This is a genomic window from Brevibacterium sp. JSBI002, assembly GCF_026013965.1.
In the GTDB taxonomy this organism is placed as follows: Bacteria; Actinomycetota; Actinomycetes; order Actinomycetales; family Brevibacteriaceae; genus Brevibacterium.
Map to the genome: position 1 here is coordinate 544801 of NZ_CP110341.1, position 19518 is coordinate 564318.

Here is a 19518-nt window from a genome sequence, read left to right on the forward strand (position 1 = left end):
CCGAGAAAGCAGGAACTATGGACTTCGCACCAGATGAGACGACCCGCGACTACCAATCCAGACTCAACGCCTTCATGGACGACTTCGTCTACCCCGCGGAACCGGTCTACCACCGGCAACGGGCCGAGGCTGGGGACCCGAACTTCCACCCGCCCGTCCTCGAAGACCTCAAGCGTGAGGCTCGATCCCAAGGACTGTGGAACCTGTTTCTGCCGTACGACGAATGGGGAGCAGGACTGACGAACCTTCAGTACGCGCATCTTGCCGAAATCACAGGACGCAGTGCGGAGATCGCCCCCGAGGCCATCAACTGCAACGCACCCGATACCGGGAATATGGAGGTCCTTGCGCTCTTCGGGACCGACGAACACAAGGAGAAGTGGCTCAAACCGCTGCTCAACGGTGAGATCGCCTCAGCGTTCTGCATGACCGAACCGGCGGTGGCGAGCTCCGATGCGACGAACATCGAGATGAGTATTGCCTCGGACGGAGACGACTATGTGCTCAACGGGCGGAAATGGTTCGCCTCGAACGCTCTGCACGCCAACTGTCAGGTCTTCATCGTCATGGGCAAGACCGACCCGAACGCCGAGGCCCACCGACAGCAGTCGATGCTCGTCGTCCCCAAAGACACTCCCGGCATCACCGTGGTCCGGGGACTGCCGGTGTTCGGCTACCTCGACCGGGAAGGCCACGCAGAGATCATCTTCGACGATGTGCGAGTGCCGAAGACTGCGCTGCTGTCGGGCGAGGGCGACGGATTCGCCATCAGCCAAGCCCGGCTGGGTCCGGGCCGCATCCACCACTGCATGCGCTCGATCGGGATGGCCGAACGGGCCCTCGACCTGCTCATCGATCGTGCCCAGGAACGAGTCACCTTCGGTCAGCCGCTGGCAGATCGGGCGAACATCCAGGATTGGATCGCCGAGGCACGCGTCGAGATCGAAGCCACCCGCCTCCTCGTGCTCAAGGCCGCGTGGATGATGGACACCGTCGGCAACAAGGAAGCGGCCACGGAGATCGCGGCCATCAAGGTCAAGGCCCCGAACATGGCGCTGACGATCATCGACCGGGCGATCCAGGTCCACGGCGGCGGCGGAGTCACCGACGATTTTCCGTTGGCCAGCTTCTACGCCCATCAGCGCACACTACGATTGGCCGATGGTCCCGACGAGGTGCACAAACGGTCGATCGCGCGGCGTGAACTGCGACGGAGGAAGAACGCACGGGAGTCCCGATGAGCGTCGAACTCGACCTGCCGAGCCTGGCGAGATGGATACGGGACGCTGGCGAGCCGGTGACCGGTTCGCTCCGCGCAGCCCGTGTGGGGCAGGGGCAGTCGAACCTCACCTACCGCATCGACGACGAGGCGGGGCGGTCGTGGATCGCCCGTCGTCCCCCGCTGGGGCACCTCCTCGCGTCGGCCCATGACGTGGCCCGGGAGCATCGGATCATCTCCGCACTCCAGGCAACCGGAGTGCCGGTCCCAGCCACCCTCGGTGTCTGCGAGGATTCCGCAGTCGCTGATGTCCCCGTGGTCATCATGGAACACGTCGAGGGAACCGTCATCGACGACGAGGAGGCCGCCCGAAAGCTCAGCACCGAGGCGCGCAGACGTCTCGGCCTCGAACTCGCTCGGACCCTGGCGAAGATCCACGCCGTCGACATCGACGCTGTCGGCTTGGGCGACCTGGCGTCTCGGAAGCCCTATGCGCTGAGGCAGCTGAAGAGGTGGAGCCGCCAACTCGAGGAGAGCCGGACCCAAGACCGCCCCGATCTCGACGCTCTCACGACGGTGCTGACCGAGCACCTGCCTGAGCCTGGCGAGATCACTCTGGTCCATGGTGACTTCCACATCCGTAACGTCATCATCGACAGCGCCACCGGTGACATCCGAGCAGTGCTCGATTGGGAACTGGCGACACTGGGTGACCCGCTGGCCGATGTGGGCAGCTCCTTGGCGTATTGGACGCAGGCCGGCGAGGTGCCCGACGGCGCCCCGACTGCAGTGGACGGATTCCCGACCCGCGACGAGATCTCTGCCGAATACCTGGCTGTCTCGGGTCGCAACAAGCGAACGCTCGGCTTCTGGCACACACTGGGGCTGTGGAAGATCGCGATCATCGCCGAAGGCGTCCGTCGCCGCGTCGCGGACAACCCTGCGAACGCCGCTGCCCACGGCGTGCCCACGGCCCGCGACGTCCAGGCGATCATCGATCAGGGATGGGCTGTTGCGCAGGAGAGCGGGCTGACCTCATGAGCTTGCACTCTGCCCGTGCCCGAGAAATGGATTGTAGGATTGGCTGTCATGTCGACGACCGAAGGCTCAGCTGAGGATCTCCCCACGCTCGTGGATACCGCGCTCCTGCGCGATCTCCCGACGACCACGAGGGGAACCCGCACCCGAGCGGCCTTGGTCGCGGCCGCTCGAGTCGTGTTCGAACGTGATGGCTTCATCGATTCTCGGCTGACCGACATCACCAAAGAGGCCAAGTGCTCCACAGGCACGTTCTACACCTACTTCGACAGCAAGGAGCAGGCTTTCGCTGCTGTGCTCAGCGAAGCCCAGGAAGACATGCTCCACCCGGGCCCGCCGCACAGCGGCGACGAAGAGCGCACCGTCATCGAGCAGCTGCGAGCCGGACACCGTGCATACATCGAGTCGTATAAGCGCAACGCGAAGCTGATGCTCCTGCTCGAACAGGTCGCCGCGATTGACGCGAACTTCCGTCGACTGCGCCTCGACCGGGCGCGGGCCTTCTCCAGACGGAACTGCCGGTGGATCCGAAAGCTTCAGGACGAAGGGTATGTCGACCCGAGTCTCGACCCCCTCATGTCCGCCCGGGCGCTGTCAGCGATGGTCGGGCGGATGGCGTACTTCAAATATGCGGTCGAGGAACCGGACTGGGGCAGCGACGAACTGCTCGTGGAGACCGCGACGAAACTGTGGGTCAACGCGCTGGGCATCCCCACCGACGGTTCACGTCGCAATCCCCAGGCACCTAGCGCCCAGCAATGACCGCTGAGCAGAGCCGATAATCGAGGGACCTTGATCAGCGAGGAGGCCGATCCATGACAACTGCGACGTCTCAGCCCTTCAGCGGTGCCCCGTTCGACAACGCCTCGGTGGCCGCGCGCTTGGCAGAGCTGCCGGCGACCGCCGACGCCGAGGCGCTGACGGTGTCCACCGACCAAGGGGAGTTCGCCGCTTTCCGGGCGACGCCGACGCACCCGGAACCCGACCTCGGTGAGGCGATCCTTCTGCACGGGTGGCCGGAATACGCTTCCTGCTGGGAGAGGACTGCTGGCCTGCTCCTCGCACAGGGGATGGGGGTGTTCGCCTATGACCAACGAGGATATTCGCCAGGAGTGCGCCCCGAATCGGTGGGGGAGTACGCAATTGCGCACCTGGTCGCCGACCTTGACGACGTCTCCCGCGCGGCGGGGCTCGAACGATTCCACCTCGTCGGTCATGATTGGGGCGGACTGGTCGCTTGGCCCTTTGCCGCGAACCACCCGCAGCGCCTGCACACCTGCACCATCGTGTCGACTCCACACCCCAGAGCACTGGGCAGACAGCTGAAGACGGACGACGACCAGTACGAACGCATGGGCTATATGCGCTCGATCCAAGACCACCCGGAAGGAGTGGCCCGAACGTTGCTGCGCGATGACGGGAAGAGACTGGTCGATCTCTACGGCGGAGCCGTCCCCGACGACCTCGCAGCCTCCTATGTTGCTCGATTCAGTGAGCCAGGGGCTTTTCTGTCCGTGCTCAAGTACTACCAAGCGATGGACGGCAGTGATCGGACGCCGAGCACTCCCATCACGGTGCCCACGAGCTTCATCTGGGGCAGCGAGGATATTGCCTTTTCCCGCGCAACCGCAGAGTTCAGCGCTCGCTACGTCGAGGGTCCTTATCGTTTTGTCCCGCTTGAAGGGGCCTCCCACTGGCTGCCGGAATCGCATCCGGAGGACATTGCGGCCACGGTGATCGAAATGGCTCGAGAATCTGCCGATTGACTGCGTTTCGTGGCCGAAGTGGACCTGGAGATGGCGTCCCGACTGCACAGCTGTCCCGACGACACAGGCGCCTCGGCGAGGGGAGACGAAACACCACGGGTGCCGGCATCCTCACGATGAGGACGACGGCACCCGTGGTGGTGTTTCGGAGCTGTCCGAAGGTCAGCTGACGGCGACCTTCTCCTTTTCGCCTTCGTCGCGAGCAGCCGGGGCTGACGACTCGGTCGACGCACCGTGCACGTCAGGCTCGAGCGAGAGCTCGTCGAACGGGTCCTGACCGGACAGGGTGGCGCGGGCCTGGTCCATGTCGATCTCGCCGGTCCACTTGCCGATGAGCAGCGTGGCCACGGCGTTGCCGGTGAAGTTCGTCAGGGCACGGCACTCGGACATGAACTTGTCGATGCCGACGATGACGCCCATTCCGTCGAGCAGCTCGGGGCGGTGCGACTGCAGACCGGCGGCCAGGGTGGCCAGGCCCGCACCGGTGACGCCGGCGGCGCCCTTCGAGGCGATGATCATGAACACGAGCAGCGAGATCTGCTCGGGGATCGACATCGGCATGCCCATGGCCGAGGACACGAACAGCGACGCCATGGTCAGGTAGATGGCGGTGCCGTCGAGGTTGAACGAGTAGCCGGTGGGCACGGTGATGCCGACTACGGGCTTCGAGACTCCGGCGTGCTCCATCTTCGCGATGAGGCGCGGCAGGGCCGACTCGGACGACGAGGTGGAGAAGATGAGCAGGAACTCACGGGCCAGGTACTTCAGCAGCAGGAAGATGTTCAGACCGGTGACGATCTTGAGCAGACCGCCGAGGACGATGACGATGAAGAGCGCACAGGTGAGGTAGAAGGCGCCCATGAGGGTCGCCATCGCTCCGATCGCGGCCCAGCCGGTCTTGCCGACGACCGCAGCGATCGCACCGAAGGCGCCGATGGGAGCGGCCCACATGATCATCATCATGAGCTTGAAGACGACGGCCTGGATGTGCTTGATGCCGTTGAGGACGGGCTCGCCGGCCTTGCCCATCGACTGCAGGGCGAAGCCGACGAGGAGCGCGAGCACGAGGGTCGGCAGAACCGGGATGTCACCGGGGATGAGGCTCATGAGGAAGCCGACCATTCCGCCTTCCTCGCCGCCGGCGGCCTCTTCATAGGGCTGGAGGTGGAGTCCGTCGCCGGGGTGGATGAAGTTGCCGACGACGAGGCCGATGACCAGGGCGAAGGTCGCCATGATCAGGAAGTAGACGAGTGCCAGACCGCCGACCTTGCCGACGGTGGCCGCCTTCGCCACGGAACCGACGCCGAGGACGATGGTGCAGAAGATGACCGGGGCGATGATCATCTTGATGAGTGCGACGAATGCCTTGCCCAGGGGTTCGAGTGCGATTCCCGCCTCCGGGGCGATGAGCCCGATGGCGGCGCCGGCGAACACGGCCACGATGACCATGATGTAGAGCCAGTGAGTGCGATCCTTCTTCCGCTGCGGGGCGCCCTGATCGGTGGCCGCTGCGGTGGCGTTGCCCGTACTCGCGGGCCCGCCTACTTGCTGTGGCGACATTGCCATGATTCCTCCAAATGATGTCCGCGAACTCACCCGTCGGTGGGTGCGAACGCGCGCGACGACTGGCCGCGGTGGTGATGTACCCGACAACTGTGTCAGCCGGTGTGACGGGTGTCTCGGTTGCGTTCATAGTGTTCACAGGAGGAACGAGGCGCCCGCCGAGGCGGGGGCTCGGCCGGAGAAGATCGGCCCGGGAGGATCAGGCCAGGGAGGACGGGCCGGCGAAGGTCGGGCCGGCGAGAGTCAGGCCTGCGGCTCCTCCGCGTGCTGGTGATCGGCATCGGCACGCGGTGCCCGCTGCTCGAGGGCCTTGAGGCCGATGGGGCAGGTGATGGTGAGCTTGAGGCGTCGGCTCTTCGCGTCTTCGACAGCGCGGCGCATGAGCTCTCGGCGGTGCTGATCCGCCTGCATCGGCTCGATAGCTTCGCAGTAGATGAACATGACCTCATTGGCATCAGGCTCGAGTTTGTAATGGAGCGCGGCCACGAGTCTGCCGGGAAGGTAGAGGTCGTACTTCGAGGATTCCTGGTTGTTGAGCATCGTGTACAAAGTGATCTCCTGGGGTAGGTCGGTCAGAATGGTCGGTGTCACCAGTCGCTGGGCGACAGAGCCGCCGCAGATGCTGGGTCTCGGAGGTCCTGGAGGAAAGCTTGCGCCCAGCGGCGGACGTCGAAGGCGGCGACAGTGTCGGCCATCGCATCCATGCGCCTCCGGGCCTCGTCTTCGCTGAGCGTGGCCGCGTGATGGATGGCCGCCTTCAGGCCGGCCCGATCATAGGGATTGACGATGATGGCTTGGTCGAGTTCTTCGGCGGCTCCTGCGAATTCGGAGAGGACGAGTGCACCGCCCCTGCCTCGGCGGGCAGTGGCGAATTCCTTGGCCACGAGGTTCATCCCGTCCCGCAGGGAGGTGACGAGCAGGATGTCGGCGGCCAGGTACAGGGCGACGGCTTCCTCTGTCGAATGTGAGTGGTGGGAGTAGCGGATGACATCGCCGCCGAGAGTGGAGAACCTCCCATTGATGCGCCCGACCGTATGTTCGACCTCGTCGCGCAGGTCCTGGTAGGCGCGCACGCCTTCGCGAGAGGGGACCGCGATCTGCGCGAGACAGGTTCCCTGCGCATCGAGCAGTCCGTCGTCGATCAGCTCCTCGAAAGCCCACAGCCGGTGCAGGATTCCCTTCGAATAGTCGAGGCGATCCACCCCGATCATGAGAGTGGCGGGATCGCCCAGGTCACGGCGAAAGCATCGGGCCATCTCCTGTACCGCCGGGGAGTCGGTCGCGGCCCGGATCTCCTCGACGTCGATTGAGATCGGGTACGAGCCGACTCGGCCGCGAAGTTCCTCGGGATCCATGCCCAGCAGCTTCTGCATAGCCTGGCGGGCCTTAGCGGCATCGGCCTCTCGCTGGAGACCGATGACATCGGCCCCGAGCAGGCCGCGGAGGATCTCGTCACGCCAGGGCAGCTGGGCCATCTGCTCGACGGGAGGGAACGGAATATGGCAGAAGTATCCGATCCGGATGTCCGGTCGTTGAGCGCGGATCATCGCCGGTACGAGCTGGAGGTGGTAATCGTGTACCCAGACTGTCGCCCCAGTCTCGGCGGCCTCGACCGCGGCCTGTGCGAATCGGGCGTTGACTTCCCGATAGGCCCGCCACCATGAGCGGTGGTACTGCGGCGCGACGATGAGGTCGTGGTGCAGCGGCCATAGAGTAGCGTTGCAGAATCCCTCATAGTACTGCTGATGTTCGTCTTGGCTGAGCGAGACGGGGACGAGGCTCATCCCGTCGAAGTCGAAGGGCTCGAGGCTGTCGTCATGTGTGTTCGCCCAGCCGACCCAGGCTCCGGCTTGCTCGCGCACCACGGGAGCCACGGCTGAGACCAGCCCGCCGGGCGAGGCTTCCCACGCCCCGTCGATGCGGTCGACGGGGAGGCGATTGGCCACCACGACGAAAGCATGGCGGTCAGTTCCCATCATCTTCTCTTCTTCTCGTGCCGCCGGGACGGATCGTACCGGCACGCCGACTTCTGGGGCATGAGATCTGAAAGCATGGCCGAAGGGCGGAGGCGGACAGTGCCTCCGCCCTCCAGCCGCGTCCCTCAGTCCTCCGGTGAGTCCTTGAGCGAGTCCTTGACGCCCTTCAGCGAGTCCTTGGTGTCGTCGCCGACCTGCTTGATCTTGCCCTTGGCCGCGTCCGTCCTGCCTTCGGCTTCGAGGCCTTTGTCGTCGGTGACCTTGCCTGCAGCGGTCTTCGCTTTGCCCTTGAGCTCTTCAGCCTTGTCAGAGACCTTGTCGGTCTTGTCATGAGAATCCATGATTCGTCCTTTCGCAGAGATCGGGGTGGACGTACTGCTCTGTCGAGCGCTATTCATGTTTACGGCGTAATCAACCTAGCAGACCGGGCTTTCGCTCCGCAATAGATCTGGCGAGTCGGGTGGTCGATGGGGGTGATAGCTTAGTCATCCATGAAGAGTTTACAGTGTAATCGCGGTATCAGGGGATCTCTCGACGCGTCGGATCAAGCGGGTAGACTGACGGTGAAATCCGCCCGGTCTGAGACATCTCCGACGAGGAAAGGGAGGCGCGCGTGGTGCAGCAGCGACTTGATCGTGCACAGGTCGTCGAGTCGGCGATCGCCTTCGTCGACGCCTGCGGTCTCAGCGAGCTCACGATGCGTCGCCTCGGAACGGCCTTGGACGTAGAGGCGATGGCACTGTATCGGCATGTTTCGGGGCGGGGGGATCTTCTCGAAGCCATGGTCGACGAGCTCATCGACGGTCTCTTCGACGACGAACTCATGACCGAGGACGCTCACTCTTGGGAAGAGTACCTGCAGCGAGTGGCCAATGCCACGCGCAAGCTCGCCATCGGCCACCCGCGGATCTTCCCGCTCATCGCCACTCAACCGCCCGCGGCTCCCTGGCTTCGACCGCCGCTGCGCAGCGTGCGCTGGGTCGAGGAATTCCTGTCGTCGCTGCAGCGCTTCGGCTTCTCTGACAGGGACGCCGTGGCTGCGTACAAGTCATTCACGAGCTTCCTCGTCGGAGCGCTCCTCCTCCATGCCGCCTCTCTGACCCCGGAAGCCATCGGGGACGAAGACGGTGAAGCGTCAGCGGAGACGGATCTGGGGCAGTACCCGACGGTCCAGCGTCTCCAGGATCTTCTGAGGGAAGACCATACGCAGCGCGAATTCGACGATGCGCTCGATGACCTCATCGAGCGCATCCGCACGAGCAGAGACAAGTAGATCTTCCCCTCTGGCTGTTCCCGATCCACGCTGCGGGGCGTGAGCTGTGGCGTGCCTGCGCCCTCACGGATAGTCTTGGCTCAGTGACGATCCGTTTACAAAGGAGCAGGATATGAAACTCAGCACCGCACTTCTGCGCGCAGTTCCCGGCGCATTCATCCTCAACTCGGGCATCGGCAAGCTCGGTCTCGACGAGGAATCCGCGGCCGGACTCCAGCAGATGGCCGCCAACGGTGTGCCCATGGTCGAGAACATGACCCCCGCCCAGTTCGGGAAGTTCCTGTCCTATGGTGAGATCGCTGTCGGCTCCGCCCTGCTGCTGCCGTTCGTGCCTACCCGCATCGCCGGTGCCGCGCTGACGACATTCGCCGCCGGCCTCGTCGCGAACTACTTCTCCATCGATTCGATGACCAAGGACGACGGCATCCGCCCGTCCGAGGACGGCACCGCAGTGGCCAAGGACACTTGGCTGGCCGCAATCGGCCTGGCCCTCCTCCTCTCCGGCGGCAGCAAGAAGAAGAAGAAGAGCGTTAAGAAGTAATGGCGTCTCTCCCGGCCCCTCCATGGCGGGGCCGGGAGCGATTCCGGGCTCGCCGAGGCGGAACCCTGGCGAGGCGCCTCTTCCTCGTCCAGCTCGTCCTCATCGTCATCGTCTGCACCGCTCTGTCTGTGACGAGCTACGTGACGACGCTGAAGAACATCCGGCACGCTGCCGGCGAACGGGTGCTGTCCATCGCGGAGACGCTGGCCCATGACCCCTTCGTCACCGAGGCTGTGACCGGGGACGATCCCTCCGCTCGGTTGCATCCATTTGCACTGACCGTCATCGATTTCGCCGAGGTGGATTTCGTGACGATCATGGACCGCGACGGTACCCGCTACACCCACCCGGACACAGATCAGCTGGGCAAGACCTACCTCGGCAGCACTGCAAAAGCCCGGGCAGGGCAGACCCAGACCGAAGAGTACGTGGGCACGCTCGGGCCTTCGGTGCGCGCGATCGTGCCGATCACGGACGCCGATGGCGAGGTCACTGCCATGGTCGCCGTCGGCGTGACTCTCGAGACCCTGTCGGTCGCGCAGGCGGCCTCCCTGCCGCAGATCATCCTCGTCGGCCTGGCCGCGCTCGCCCTCGGCGGACTCGGCTCCTGGCTGCTCGCCCGCTACCTGCGCCGAGTCACCCTCGGCTATGGTCCCGAGGAGCTGCGTCGGCTGTTCGCGTTCTACGATTCGGCTCTGCATTCCCTGCGCGAAGGTCTCATCCTCGCCGACGATTCCGGTCGGCTCGTCCTCTACAACGATGAGGCTGCGTCCCTGCTCGGTCTGCCCAAGGTGGAGGAATCGACGCCGATCTCCCTCGCCGAGGTGGCTCTGCCCGAATCCGTCCGTGACCTTCTGACAACCGGTCGGGTCGCTGTCGACGAGATCCACTTCACCGAGGACCGTGTCCTCGTCATCAGCCAGAAGCAGGCCCGGCAGCCGCGCGGCGGGCGCGATGAAGGCGGAACGGTCGCGACCCTGCGCGATCGCACGGACATCCAGGAGCTCACCGGTGAGCTGGCAACGATGACTACTCTGTCCGAGGCCCTGCGTGCGCAGACTCATGAACATGCCAACCGTTTGCACACGGTCTCCACTCTCATCGAGCTCGGCCGGGTGCAGGAGGCGCTGGACTTCGCGGTCAAGGACGAGCAGGAATCGCAGCGGCTGACAGATTCCTTCGTCGCCTCCCTCGACGAGCCATTCATCACCGCGCTCATGATCGGCAAGGCCGCGGAGGCCAATGAGCGCGGCATCGAACTGACCGTCACCGCCACCGGCGAACTCCCTCCCGAACGACTCGACGCTCGCGACCTCGTCACCGTTGCCGGCAATCTTCTCGACAATGCTTTCGACGCGGTCGCGGACTCGGATGAGAAGCACGTGTGGGCGGACTTCGTCACCGCTGACGGGGAGCTCATCATCACCATCGCCGATTCCGGTGCCGGAGTTGCGGGGGAAGACATCGATGCGCTCTTCCATCTCGGCGCCTCGGCGAAACCCGAGACCGGGGGAGTGGGACGGCACGGTTTCGGGCTCGTTTTGGTTCGGCAGGCGGTGAGCCGCCTCGGCGGGCATATCGATGTCGATTCCGATCGCGGTGCGATCTTCACGGTGACGCTTCCTCTGGGGGACATCGACACGGCCGGCGACTACGATTCTTCGGAGAATCACACCACTGATGGTGAGGATTCGAGTCAGGGTGGGGCGGAAGGAGACTCACGTGAGCGATGATGCCGCGCTGCGGGTGCTCATCGTCGAAGACGATCCGATGACGGCGCAGGCGCATGCGGATTTCGTAGCCCGGGTGCCCGGGTTCGAGGTCGTCGGAACGTGCCTGGGTGGGCATGAGGCGATCGAGCGCTTCGACGAACTCGCTGCGGCCGGCACCCCGGTCGACATCGTCCTCCTCGATATGAACCTCACGGATTCTCACGGTCTCGAAGTTGCCGGGCGCCTGAACTCGCGCGGTCAGGATGTTGACATCATCGCGATCACCGCGGTGCGGCACCTGCAGGTGATCCGATCGGCGATCTCGTCGGGTATCACGCAGTACCTCATCAAACCATTCACCTTCGCGGCCTTCCGGGAGAAGTTGGAGAACCAGCGCGAGTTCCGGCGCGGGCTCACCGGCTCGGGGTCATTGGCGACTCAGGCCTCGGTGGACAATGCGCTGTCCGCCTTGCGGTCGGTCTCGTCGACGACCCTGCCGAAGGGGCTGATCGCCGAGACCTTGGAAGCCGTGTCCGCATTCGTTCGCGATTCTGCCGTCCCGGTCTCCGCCACCGAGGTGGGGCGTCGGCTTGATCTGTCCCGGGTCACCGTCCGTCGGTACCTGGAGCACCTCGTCTCGACGAAGCAGGCGATCAAGCAGCCTCGACATGGGACTCCGGGAAGGCCCGAGTACGAGTATCGGTGGGTGTGAGGGGCCGGGTCAGTCCAGCTGAGGTGGCGCCTGTAAGGAAACAGCCAGGTTCGACGATGCGGTCGGCCCGACCAGATCTGTCATACTCAGTTACGCACATCCCCAGCCCACCTGCGCAGCTCCCCGGCTGCCACCTCGGCGCGCGCGAGACGACAGAGAAGATCCCGACAGTGACAGACGACCATACGAACCGAGCCGTAAACCCACACGAGACGGCGACCCCACCGCCCTCGACATTCGACGCACAATGGGGGCCACGAGCCTACTCGGAGACTGAATTCGCCGCAGCGATCGAACACAGCGATGTCCTCTCCGAGTCCGAACTCACCCAGTTCTTCACCTGCGCCGGTGGTCGCACCCGCATCGCCGACATCCTCCTGCGGGCACGCCTGAACGCAGGTGTGCCGGTTGCCGACACCGACCCCGACCGTATCGATGCACAGCTCCCGCCCGCACTCACACCCGGCGTCGACGGTGTCTCCCGGGAATCCGCGGCACTCTTCCTGCTGACTCTCTTCTCGTGGACTTCCCGAATCACCTCGGCGGCGGTCGATCTCGTCCACGCCGCATACGTCGCCGCCGACGTGACCGATACGGCCAACGCGACTGCCGAGGACCTCACTTCCTTCCTCATCGATGAGGGCCTGTTGACGATCTCGACCGGCCCCGACGAGGTCTTCGCTGTCCCCGCCCTCATCCGGATGCTCGTCCGCCGCACCACCGCGATCGACCCGAGACTCGCCGGCAAGAACCCGCGCGAAGCGCTCGGTGCGGCCGCCGCCGACACCTTCGGTCGGATGCGTGCGGATGAGCGATCCGGGCTTGTTGAAGTCGTCGACGTCGCCGTCGAGACCCGGAACTGGCATGTCCTCGAACGAGCCTGGGCTCGCCGCTCGGTCAACGTCTTTTTCGACGCTTCCACCGCCGTCGAGGCCTATCTCAGCGTCCCCGAGGATGTCATCGCGACGAACCCGATCCTCACCCTGGCCCGCAGTGCGGCCCGCCGGATCGACTCGACCCGGTTGCGGCTTCGCACAGACGATGGACCGACGCTGCTGGCCGCCACCGACTTCGACAGCATCATCGTGCCCGAACTCCACGGTCTGCTCCGGGCAGAGCCTGCATTGCCGCTCTCAGCCGACGAGGTGGCTGTGCTCACCACGCTGGAAGCGCGGACGCACCGGTTGAACCGGGAGAACCGACTTGCGCTGGACATCCTCAAAGCGGGACGTGATCGACTGCGCCACCTCGGCGAAGGTCACCCCGGGCCTACGCTCATGCTGCAGTCCGAACTCAATCTCGAACACGGGCGCAACCTCATTGTGGCCGGTCGCTTTCCCGAGGCGATGTCGATGCTGCAGCGGACCGTCCAGTTCGCCGAGATCTACACCCCGAACTCTCCCCACCCGCTGCTGTCCGGACTGGTTGAGGCCGCCTTGGCCGGGATGGGCCATGGGCACGGATCGGAGATAGACCGCAGCCTGGACCGGGCGCGAGGGGCCGCGTCCCGGTTTGGGATGGAGCTGCCGGACGAGCGGACAGCGTTGAGCATTGAGCTGATGCGCAGCCTCGACCGGCTCGACCTCGCTGCCGCCGAGCAGATCGTCTCCGCGCTCGACACCGCACGGCCGACCGAACACCTCGGGCCTCTTCCCGACGTCGTGCGCAGCCTGCACTATGTCTTCCAGGGCCGCGCGTCGATAGCGGCGAAGCTGCTGACGGAGAGCACACAAGTAGGTTTCCTGCCGATGGCCGACGCACAGAGTACGCGGTTCTCGGGCATCCTGAACATCGCCAGCTCCGTGTTGGCTGCCGCGGGGGAGACGAAGGCGCTGCAGAATCTGGGTGACCGCATGAACCCGCAGAACCCTGGATATTCCATCGTCAAGGCACGGCAGGCTCTGGTGTTCGGCCAGCACGATGAACTGTGGAGCGCGACTGGGCAGGCGCTGTCCGGTGACCAGGGGCCCAGGCTGAAGAGTTCGGCCATGGCGCTGCGCGCTGACATCCTCCACCATGAGGGCCGTGCAGACGAAGCGCTCGAGACGTTCGTCCATGTGCTCGACTACTGTTCGATCACGTCGTCCGTGCTGGCGATCACACAGCTTACCCGAGAGGCGAGGCATGCGCTCGTGCACGAGTCGGCTGAGCATCCGATGTGGGAGGCGGTGGCCAGGTCATTCGGCCCGGGCGGGGTGAGGGCGGCCGAGCTGCGCAGGCGACTGCTCGAGCTGCCGGAGACCTCGCCTGTGGCCCCGGACTTCCAGACCGATCTCACCCCGGCCGAGCAGTCGCTGCTGTTCGCGATCGACTCGTCGAAGTCGATCGCGCAGATCGCCCGCGAGTTCGGAGTGGTGTCCGGGACGCTGAAGAATCGGCTGTCCGCGCTCTATCGCAAGCTCGGCGTGCGCAGTCGCGCCGAAGCCGTGGCGCACGTCCACCGGCAGCGGTAGGGAGTGAGTCGCCTCGGCGAAAGAGTCCTACCCGTGCGCCGCCTCAGCCGGGGGAGAGGAATTCCGACAGGCGGTTCAACGTGGTGGCATCGAGCGAATAGTACGACCAGACGCCGCGCTTCTCACGGTGCAGGACCCCGGCATCGACGAGGATCTTCAGATGGTGGGAGACGGTCGGCTGGCCGAGACCGACGGGTTCGGTGAGGTCGCAGACGCACGCTTCCTGCTGCTCGTGCGCGGCGATGAGGGAGACCAGACGCAACCGGGTCGGGTCGGCCACTGCTTTGAGGATGCGCGCGAAGTCCTGGGCGTCGTCGAGACTCAACGGCGAGACGGTCAGCGACGGGCAGCAGACGTCCGCCTCGGTCGGAGAGAACGCGGGCTGTGTGGTCATTCCTCCATTATGCCCATACATTGACATTTGTCGATGCCTTGTGGTCCCATCGTATCGATGAACTTCAATGCGCCGGCATGTCAGCGCGGCGCAGAACCGACTCGGACCTCAAGGGAGACCATGCATTCCACGGAGACTGCCAACGCTGAATCACCGGTGGCGGCGAAGATGTCGACGCTGGACCGATTCCTGCCGCTGTGGATCATCGGTGCCATGGCCCTGGGCCTGGTGTTGGGCAGGCTCGTGCCCGGTCTCGCCGAGGCTCTGGACTCGGTCAAGGTCGCCGACGTCTCCCTGCCGATCGCCATCGGCCTCCTGGTGATGATGTTTCCGGTGCTCGCCAAGGTCCGGTACAACGAGACCGGGCACGTGCTGGCCGACAAGAAGCTCATGGTCACCTCCTTGGTCATCAACTGGTTGGCAGCTCCGGCGTTCATGTTCGCGCTCGCCTGGCTCTTCCTTCCCGACCTGCCCGAATACCGCACCGGACTGATCATCGTCGGGCTGGCCAGGTGCATCGCTATGGTCCTCATCTGGAATGACCTGGCGTGTGGCGACCGCGAGGCCGCCGTCGTGCTCGTGGCCATCAACTCCGTGTTCCAGGTTCTCGCGTTCGGTCTCCTCGGCTGGTTCTATCTGCAGTGGCTGCCGAATCTGCTGGGGCTGCCGACGACCAGCAGCGAGTTCTCCTTCTGGGCGATCACCGCGAGCGTCTTCGTCTTCCTCGGAATCCCGCTTCTCGCCGGCTTCCTCACACGCACGGTGGGGGAGAAGGCGAAGGGGCGTCAGTGGTATGAAGATCGCTTCCTCCCGAAGGTCGGGCCGTGGGCGCTGTACGGACTGCTGTTCACCATCGTCGTGCTCTTCGCCTTCCAAGGTGACGAGATCACGTCGCACCCGGGCAATGTCGCCCGCATCGCCCTGCCTCTGCTCGTCTACTTCGTCGTCGTCTTCGCTGTCGGGATGGTCATCGGCAAAGCCCTGAATCTGGGCTACGAGAAGACGACGACCCTGGCATTCACCGCTGCCGGCAACAACTTCGAACTCGCCATCGCAGTGGCGATCGGGACGTACGGCGTCGCCTCGGGGCAGGCGCTCGCCGGAGTCGTCGGCCCGCTCATCGAGGTGCCCATCCTCGTCGCCCTCGTCTATGTCGCGCTCTGGGCGCGTCCCCGTTTCTTCCCCTCACCCTCTGTTCAAGGAGCGAATCGAGCATGAGTCCCACACCAACGCCAAAGCCGAGTGTCCTCTTCGTCTGTGTGCACAATGCCGGCAGGTCCCAGATGGCGGCCGGATTCCTCCGCGAACTGGCCGGGGGATCAATCGAAGTGCGGTCCGCCGGCAGCGCACCGGCCGAGACGATCAACCCCGTCGTCATCGACGCCATGCGGGAGCTCGGCATCGACATCACCCGCAACAGCCCCACTCTGCTCGACGCAGATACCGTGCGCACCTCGGACGTCGTGATCACGATGGGCTGCGGCGATGCGTGTCCGATCTTCCCCGGCAAACGATACGAAGACTGGGTTCTCGACGATCCCGCAGGTCAGGGCCTGGAATCGGTGCGCCGAATCCGTGATGAGATCCGGACCCGAGTCGAAGCCCTCATCGTCGATCTCGCCCCCGACTCGGGGACGAGATCCACACAGCCGACGACCACGTCGAACCCCATCGCCGAGGCGGCTCCCAATGAGTGATATCGCGCTCGCAGATCTGCCGGTCGCCGTGATCGGTTCCGGTCCCGTCGGCCTCGCGGCCGCGGCCCAGCTGGTCCGACGTGGAATCCGACCGCTCGTCCTCGAAGCGGGATCGTCCGTCGCGGCGGCAGTGGCCGAATGGGGTCATATCGGGTTGTTCTCACCGTGGAAATACAACATCGACGTCGCGGCCCGCAGCCTGCTGGCACCCACCGGTTGGCAGGAACCCGACGGCGAGCACCTGCCCACAGGTGACGAACTCATCCAGGGCTATCTCATTCCGCTGGCCGAGACAGTTGAACTCCGGAATGCCATCCTCACCGATACCCGGGTTGTGGCAGTGAGCCGGGTCGGACTGGACCGGACGGGCACCGCGCAGCGTGAATCGACTCCCTTTCTTGTTCGCACTCAGAACTCCGATGGAGCTACGGCGGACTTCCAGGTCAGGGCGGTCATCGACGCTTCGGGGACATGGGAGAGCCCGAATCCGATCGGGCAGTCCGGGCTCGCGGCGCCCGGCGAAGTCGAGGCTCGTCGCAGCGGGTTCGTCACCTCGCCTCTGCCCGATGTGACCGGCCGTGACCGTGAGCATTTCGCCGGGAGGTGGACTCTTGTCGTCGGTGGAGGGCATTCGGCGGCGAACACGCTCTTGGCACTGGCGGAGCTGCGTGCTGAAGTGCCGGGCACGCGAATCGGCTGGGTGCTCAGGCGCGCAGACCCGGCACCCGCCTACGGTGGGGAGGACCAGGACGGTCTGCCGGCTCGCGGAGCCCTGGGCGCGCGGCTCCGCCGTCTTGTCGAAGACGGAGCAATCGACGTTCATGCCTCTACGACGATCACCGGGTTCGCAGCCGACGGTGGTGGCACCGTGGCTGCCGAGACCGGCGGTGAGTCGGTGACGCTCCACGCCGATCGGGTCGTCCCCGCCGCCGGCTTCCGTCCCGACCTGGGATTCCTGCGCGAGATCCGGTTGGACCTCGACCCGGTTGTCGAAGCTCCGCAGCAGTTGGGGCCGCTCATCGATCCCGAGTATCACAGCTGCGGAACGGTCCCTCCGCATGGTGCCCGGGTGTTGGGGCATCCGGAGCCGAATTTCTACATCGTGGGCATGAAGTCCTACGGGCGGGCCCCGACGTTCCTCATGTACACCGGTTACGAGCAGGTCCGTTCCGTCGTCGCAGCGATCGCGGGGGACCTGGAAGCTGCGGACCGAGTCGAGCTCGTCCTGCCGGAGACCGGCGTGTGTTCGACTGACATTGGATCTTCGTGTGACGCGCCGACCGGCAAGCCTGGTTCTGGCGACTTGCCCGCGGCAGGCGCACCGGACGCAGGCGGATGCTGCGGACCTGCGGAACCGGTAGTGAACGGGATCCCCACGGGGACAGAACACGGGCGATCGGCAGAGAGCAGGAACGACTGACTCGCGGGCTCAGCCTACGTCGCCACGGCGGGCTGACTCGCCGGTTCGGCCCTCGCCGCCTCAGCGGTAGGTGGCGTTCTTCGGATCCTGGTGGCCGTGCTCGTTGAACGAGATGAGGCTGGTTCCGCCTCGGCCGGTGATGATCTTAGTGATGCCGGTGTTGATGGTCACTCGGTTGAAGGCCATCCACTGATCGAAGCCGCCGCCGATCAGTCGGGCCGCGGTCCACGCGATGGCGCCGGCGCTCGAGACGACGATCGTCGACTGTCCCGAGCTCATCGCACCGGTCGCCTCGTCGAGGGCTCGATCAACGCGTGACGTGAACTGGTTGTAGGTCTCCGTGTAGTCCTCATCGTGCTCACCCGAGGCCCACCGGGCGGCACCGCGCTCGAGTTCGCCCTGGAAGATCTTCGAATCGTGCTGAGCGCGCGGATCGAGATCCGTGAGCACGCCGGTGAGCTCCCATGCGGCGTATTCGTTCCAGCCATCGTCGACGTGGGCGTCCATATCGAGGCCGAGTCCTGCGAGGAGGCCTTCTGCGGTCTGGCGCTGCCGCAGCATCTCACCGTGGATGATGCGATAGGGTTCGAGTCCTTGTGAGGCGAGGAAGCGACCGGTGATGCGGCTCTGCTCCTTACCGAGGTCGGACAGTCGGTCATAATCATCGGTGCCGAACGAAGCCTGTCCGTGCCTGACCAGATAGAGCACACTCATGAATCACCACATCCTCGTCGTGGAGCCCACGCTGCATTTCGAGCGATCGTTTTCTGATGCAGTCTACGGGACAGCGGTGGGGAACAGCTGCTGTGCCAGTCGAAGAACCTCGGCGAGGGCGGGGCTGACGCCGTCTCTGCGCCATGCCATGAGCAGCGGAAAAGATCCCTGCGGGTCCTCGAGGGGGACGAAGGCGATGTTGGGGAACGAGGCATTCTGCGGCACTGACGATACGGTGACCGAACAGCCGATCTCAGCGCCGACAAGTGAGAGTATCGTCCACGTGTCCGGAGCCGTCTGGATGACGGTGGGATTGAACCCGGCCGCCTGCGACAGTCCATAGAGTCGCTCGATCGTCGTCGACCCCGGGTTCGGCGGCAGTGTGATGAATTCCTCTCCCTCGAGTTGACTCATCGACACCGAAGTTCGGTCTGCCAGGGGATGATCACGGTGCATGGCGACGACGAGTGACTCCTGCGCAACGACTCTTGTGTCGACTGCGTGCGGGATGAACGGCCAGTACCCGAAGGCGAGATCCACAGAACCGTCGGCGACGCTGTCGATGGCAGGCAGGGCAAAGGAGGCACTCTGCAGGCTGATGTGGATCCCGGGGTGGGTGCCGCGGACGAGCTTGAGCAGACTTCCCATGAGTTTGTGGGTTGCGATGCCGGTGAAAGCTACACGCAAGTGCCCGACCTCTCCCTTCCCCGCGGCCTGCACCGCCGAGTCGGCCAGGCGGTGGCTCATGAGGATGTCGCGCGCAGGTTCGATAAGCGCTTGCCCGGCAGGAGTCAGGCGCACCGACCGGGTGCTGCGTTCGAACAGTTGGGCTGACATATCGGACTCCAGGGTTCGGATGAGGCGGCTGAGGGGCGGCTGGGTCATGTGCAGTCGTTCCGCGGCGCGGCCGAAATGAAGCTCTTCGGCGAGGACGAGAAACGCGCGGATGTGCTTGGTGTCCATATCTGTGCCTCGTTCGTGAGTTCGGTGCGTCCCCGGGGTGTGAGGAGCCGGTTGTTATTCGTGCAGACTATGCATCA

The 19518-nt window shown here is 64.9% G+C and carries 19 protein-coding genes; 12 read left to right on the forward strand and 7 right to left on the reverse strand.

The features are described 5' to 3' along the window. The first annotated feature begins 17 nt into the window (after positions 1 to 17). From LJ362_RS02320 to LJ362_RS02335, 4 genes are read left to right on the forward strand one after another with little or no spacing between them, the layout of a single operon-like run. Positions 18 to 1241, forward strand: coding sequence for an acyl-CoA dehydrogenase family protein (locus LJ362_RS02320; RefSeq protein ID WP_101546198.1), 1224 nt, complete (start codon positions 18 to 20; stop codon positions 1239 to 1241). Beyond that, the gene (locus LJ362_RS02325) at positions 1238 to 2260 is read left to right on the forward strand and encodes a phosphotransferase family protein (protein ID WP_264800565.1); all 1023 of its coding nucleotides are present in this window, start codon (positions 1238 to 1240) and stop codon (positions 2258 to 2260) included. Before LJ362_RS02320 ends, LJ362_RS02325 begins: the two co-directional genes overlap by 4 nt. A gap of 48 nt (positions 2261 to 2308) precedes the next feature. Next, a complete protein-coding gene (locus LJ362_RS02330) occupies positions 2309 to 3019 on the forward strand; it encodes a TetR/AcrR family transcriptional regulator (protein ID WP_264800566.1) in 711 nt (236 codons plus the stop codon). A gap of 53 nt (positions 3020 to 3072) precedes the next feature. Beyond that, complete coding sequence (locus LJ362_RS02335) at positions 3073 to 4023, forward strand: alpha/beta fold hydrolase (protein WP_264800567.1); 951 nt, start codon at positions 3073 to 3075, stop codon at positions 4021 to 4023. A 162-nt stretch (positions 4024 to 4185) separates the two neighbouring features. Here the strand turns inward: LJ362_RS02335 and LJ362_RS02340 are convergent, their stop codons facing one another. The 4 genes from LJ362_RS02340 to LJ362_RS02355 form a co-directional block, all read right to left on the reverse strand. Then, complete coding sequence (locus tag LJ362_RS02340; RefSeq protein WP_413774240.1) at positions 4186 to 5583, reverse strand: cation:dicarboxylate symporter family transporter; 1398 nt, start codon at positions 5581 to 5583, stop codon at positions 4186 to 4188. A 246-nt stretch (positions 5584 to 5829) separates the two neighbouring features. Then, entirely contained in the window at positions 5830 to 6135 is a 306-nt protein-coding gene (locus tag LJ362_RS02345; protein WP_101546193.1) for a hypothetical protein, read from the reverse strand. Between the two features lie 38 nt (positions 6136 to 6173). Next, positions 6174 to 7565, reverse strand: coding sequence for an alpha,alpha-trehalose-phosphate synthase (UDP-forming) (locus LJ362_RS02350; RefSeq protein WP_264800568.1), 1392 nt, complete (start codon positions 7563 to 7565; stop codon positions 6174 to 6176). A gap of 122 nt (positions 7566 to 7687) precedes the next feature. Continuing rightward, a complete protein-coding gene (locus LJ362_RS02355; RefSeq protein WP_101546191.1) occupies positions 7688 to 7903 on the reverse strand; it encodes a CsbD family protein in 216 nt (71 codons plus the stop codon). Between the two features lie 272 nt (positions 7904 to 8175). Here LJ362_RS02355 and LJ362_RS02360 point away from each other — a divergent pair, with 272 nt between their 5' ends. From LJ362_RS02360 to LJ362_RS02380, 5 genes are all read left to right on the forward strand, one after another. After that, the gene (locus tag LJ362_RS02360) at positions 8176 to 8835 is read left to right on the forward strand and encodes a TetR/AcrR family transcriptional regulator C-terminal domain-containing protein (protein ID WP_264800569.1); all 660 of its coding nucleotides are present in this window, start codon (positions 8176 to 8178) and stop codon (positions 8833 to 8835) included. Between the two features lie 112 nt (positions 8836 to 8947). Next, on the forward strand, positions 8948 to 9376 hold the full coding sequence (locus LJ362_RS02365; RefSeq protein ID WP_062860783.1) for a hypothetical protein: 429 nt from the start codon (positions 8948 to 8950) through the stop codon (positions 9374 to 9376). After that, positions 9376 to 11109 (forward strand): sensor histidine kinase, encoded by a 1734-nt coding sequence (locus LJ362_RS02370; RefSeq protein WP_264800570.1) that lies wholly within the window; start codon positions 9376 to 9378, stop codon positions 11107 to 11109. The genes LJ362_RS02365 and LJ362_RS02370 overlap by 1 nt, the downstream gene beginning before the upstream one ends. Then, positions 11057 to 11800, forward strand: coding sequence for a response regulator (locus LJ362_RS02375; RefSeq protein ID WP_264800571.1), 744 nt, complete (start codon positions 11057 to 11059; stop codon positions 11798 to 11800). The genes LJ362_RS02370 and LJ362_RS02375 overlap by 53 nt, the downstream gene beginning before the upstream one ends. 170 nt (positions 11801 to 11970) lie before the next feature. After that, positions 11971 to 14253 carry a helix-turn-helix transcriptional regulator gene (locus LJ362_RS02380; protein WP_264800572.1) on the forward strand — a complete coding sequence of 761 codons (2283 nt, stop codon included), beginning with the start codon at positions 11971 to 11973 and terminating at the stop codon, positions 14251 to 14253. Between the two features lie 43 nt (positions 14254 to 14296). Here the strand turns inward: LJ362_RS02380 and LJ362_RS02385 are convergent, their stop codons facing one another. Continuing rightward, a complete protein-coding gene (locus LJ362_RS02385) occupies positions 14297 to 14647 on the reverse strand; it encodes an ArsR/SmtB family transcription factor (protein WP_264800573.1) in 351 nt (116 codons plus the stop codon). 120 nt (positions 14648 to 14767) lie between these two features. Between LJ362_RS02385 and arsB the strand changes: the two genes are divergently transcribed. From arsB to LJ362_RS02400, 3 genes are read left to right on the forward strand one after another with little or no spacing between them, the layout of a single operon-like run. Further along, entirely contained in the window at positions 14768 to 15865 is a 1098-nt protein-coding gene (gene arsB / locus LJ362_RS02390; protein ID WP_264800574.1) for an ACR3 family arsenite efflux transporter, read from the forward strand. Beyond that, positions 15862 to 16344, forward strand: a complete 483-nt coding sequence (locus LJ362_RS02395) for an arsenate reductase ArsC (protein WP_264800575.1) — start codon at positions 15862 to 15864, stop codon at positions 16342 to 16344. Before arsB ends, LJ362_RS02395 begins: the two co-directional genes overlap by 4 nt. Further along, complete coding sequence (locus LJ362_RS02400; RefSeq protein WP_264800576.1) at positions 16337 to 17764, forward strand: NAD(P)-binding domain-containing protein; 1428 nt, start codon at positions 16337 to 16339, stop codon at positions 17762 to 17764. The genes LJ362_RS02395 and LJ362_RS02400 overlap by 8 nt, the downstream gene beginning before the upstream one ends. A gap of 60 nt (positions 17765 to 17824) precedes the next feature. On the opposite strand, the gene LJ362_RS02405 is transcribed toward LJ362_RS02400, so the two are convergent. Both LJ362_RS02405 and LJ362_RS02410 read right to left on the reverse strand, forming a co-directional pair. Beyond that, complete coding sequence (locus LJ362_RS02405; RefSeq protein ID WP_264800577.1) at positions 17825 to 18478, reverse strand: histidine phosphatase family protein; 654 nt, start codon at positions 18476 to 18478, stop codon at positions 17825 to 17827. A 63-nt stretch (positions 18479 to 18541) separates the two neighbouring features. Further along, the gene (locus LJ362_RS02410) at positions 18542 to 19441 is read right to left on the reverse strand and encodes a LysR substrate-binding domain-containing protein (protein WP_264800578.1); all 900 of its coding nucleotides are present in this window, start codon (positions 19439 to 19441) and stop codon (positions 18542 to 18544) included. Between the last annotated feature and the right edge of the window lie 77 nt (positions 19442 to 19518).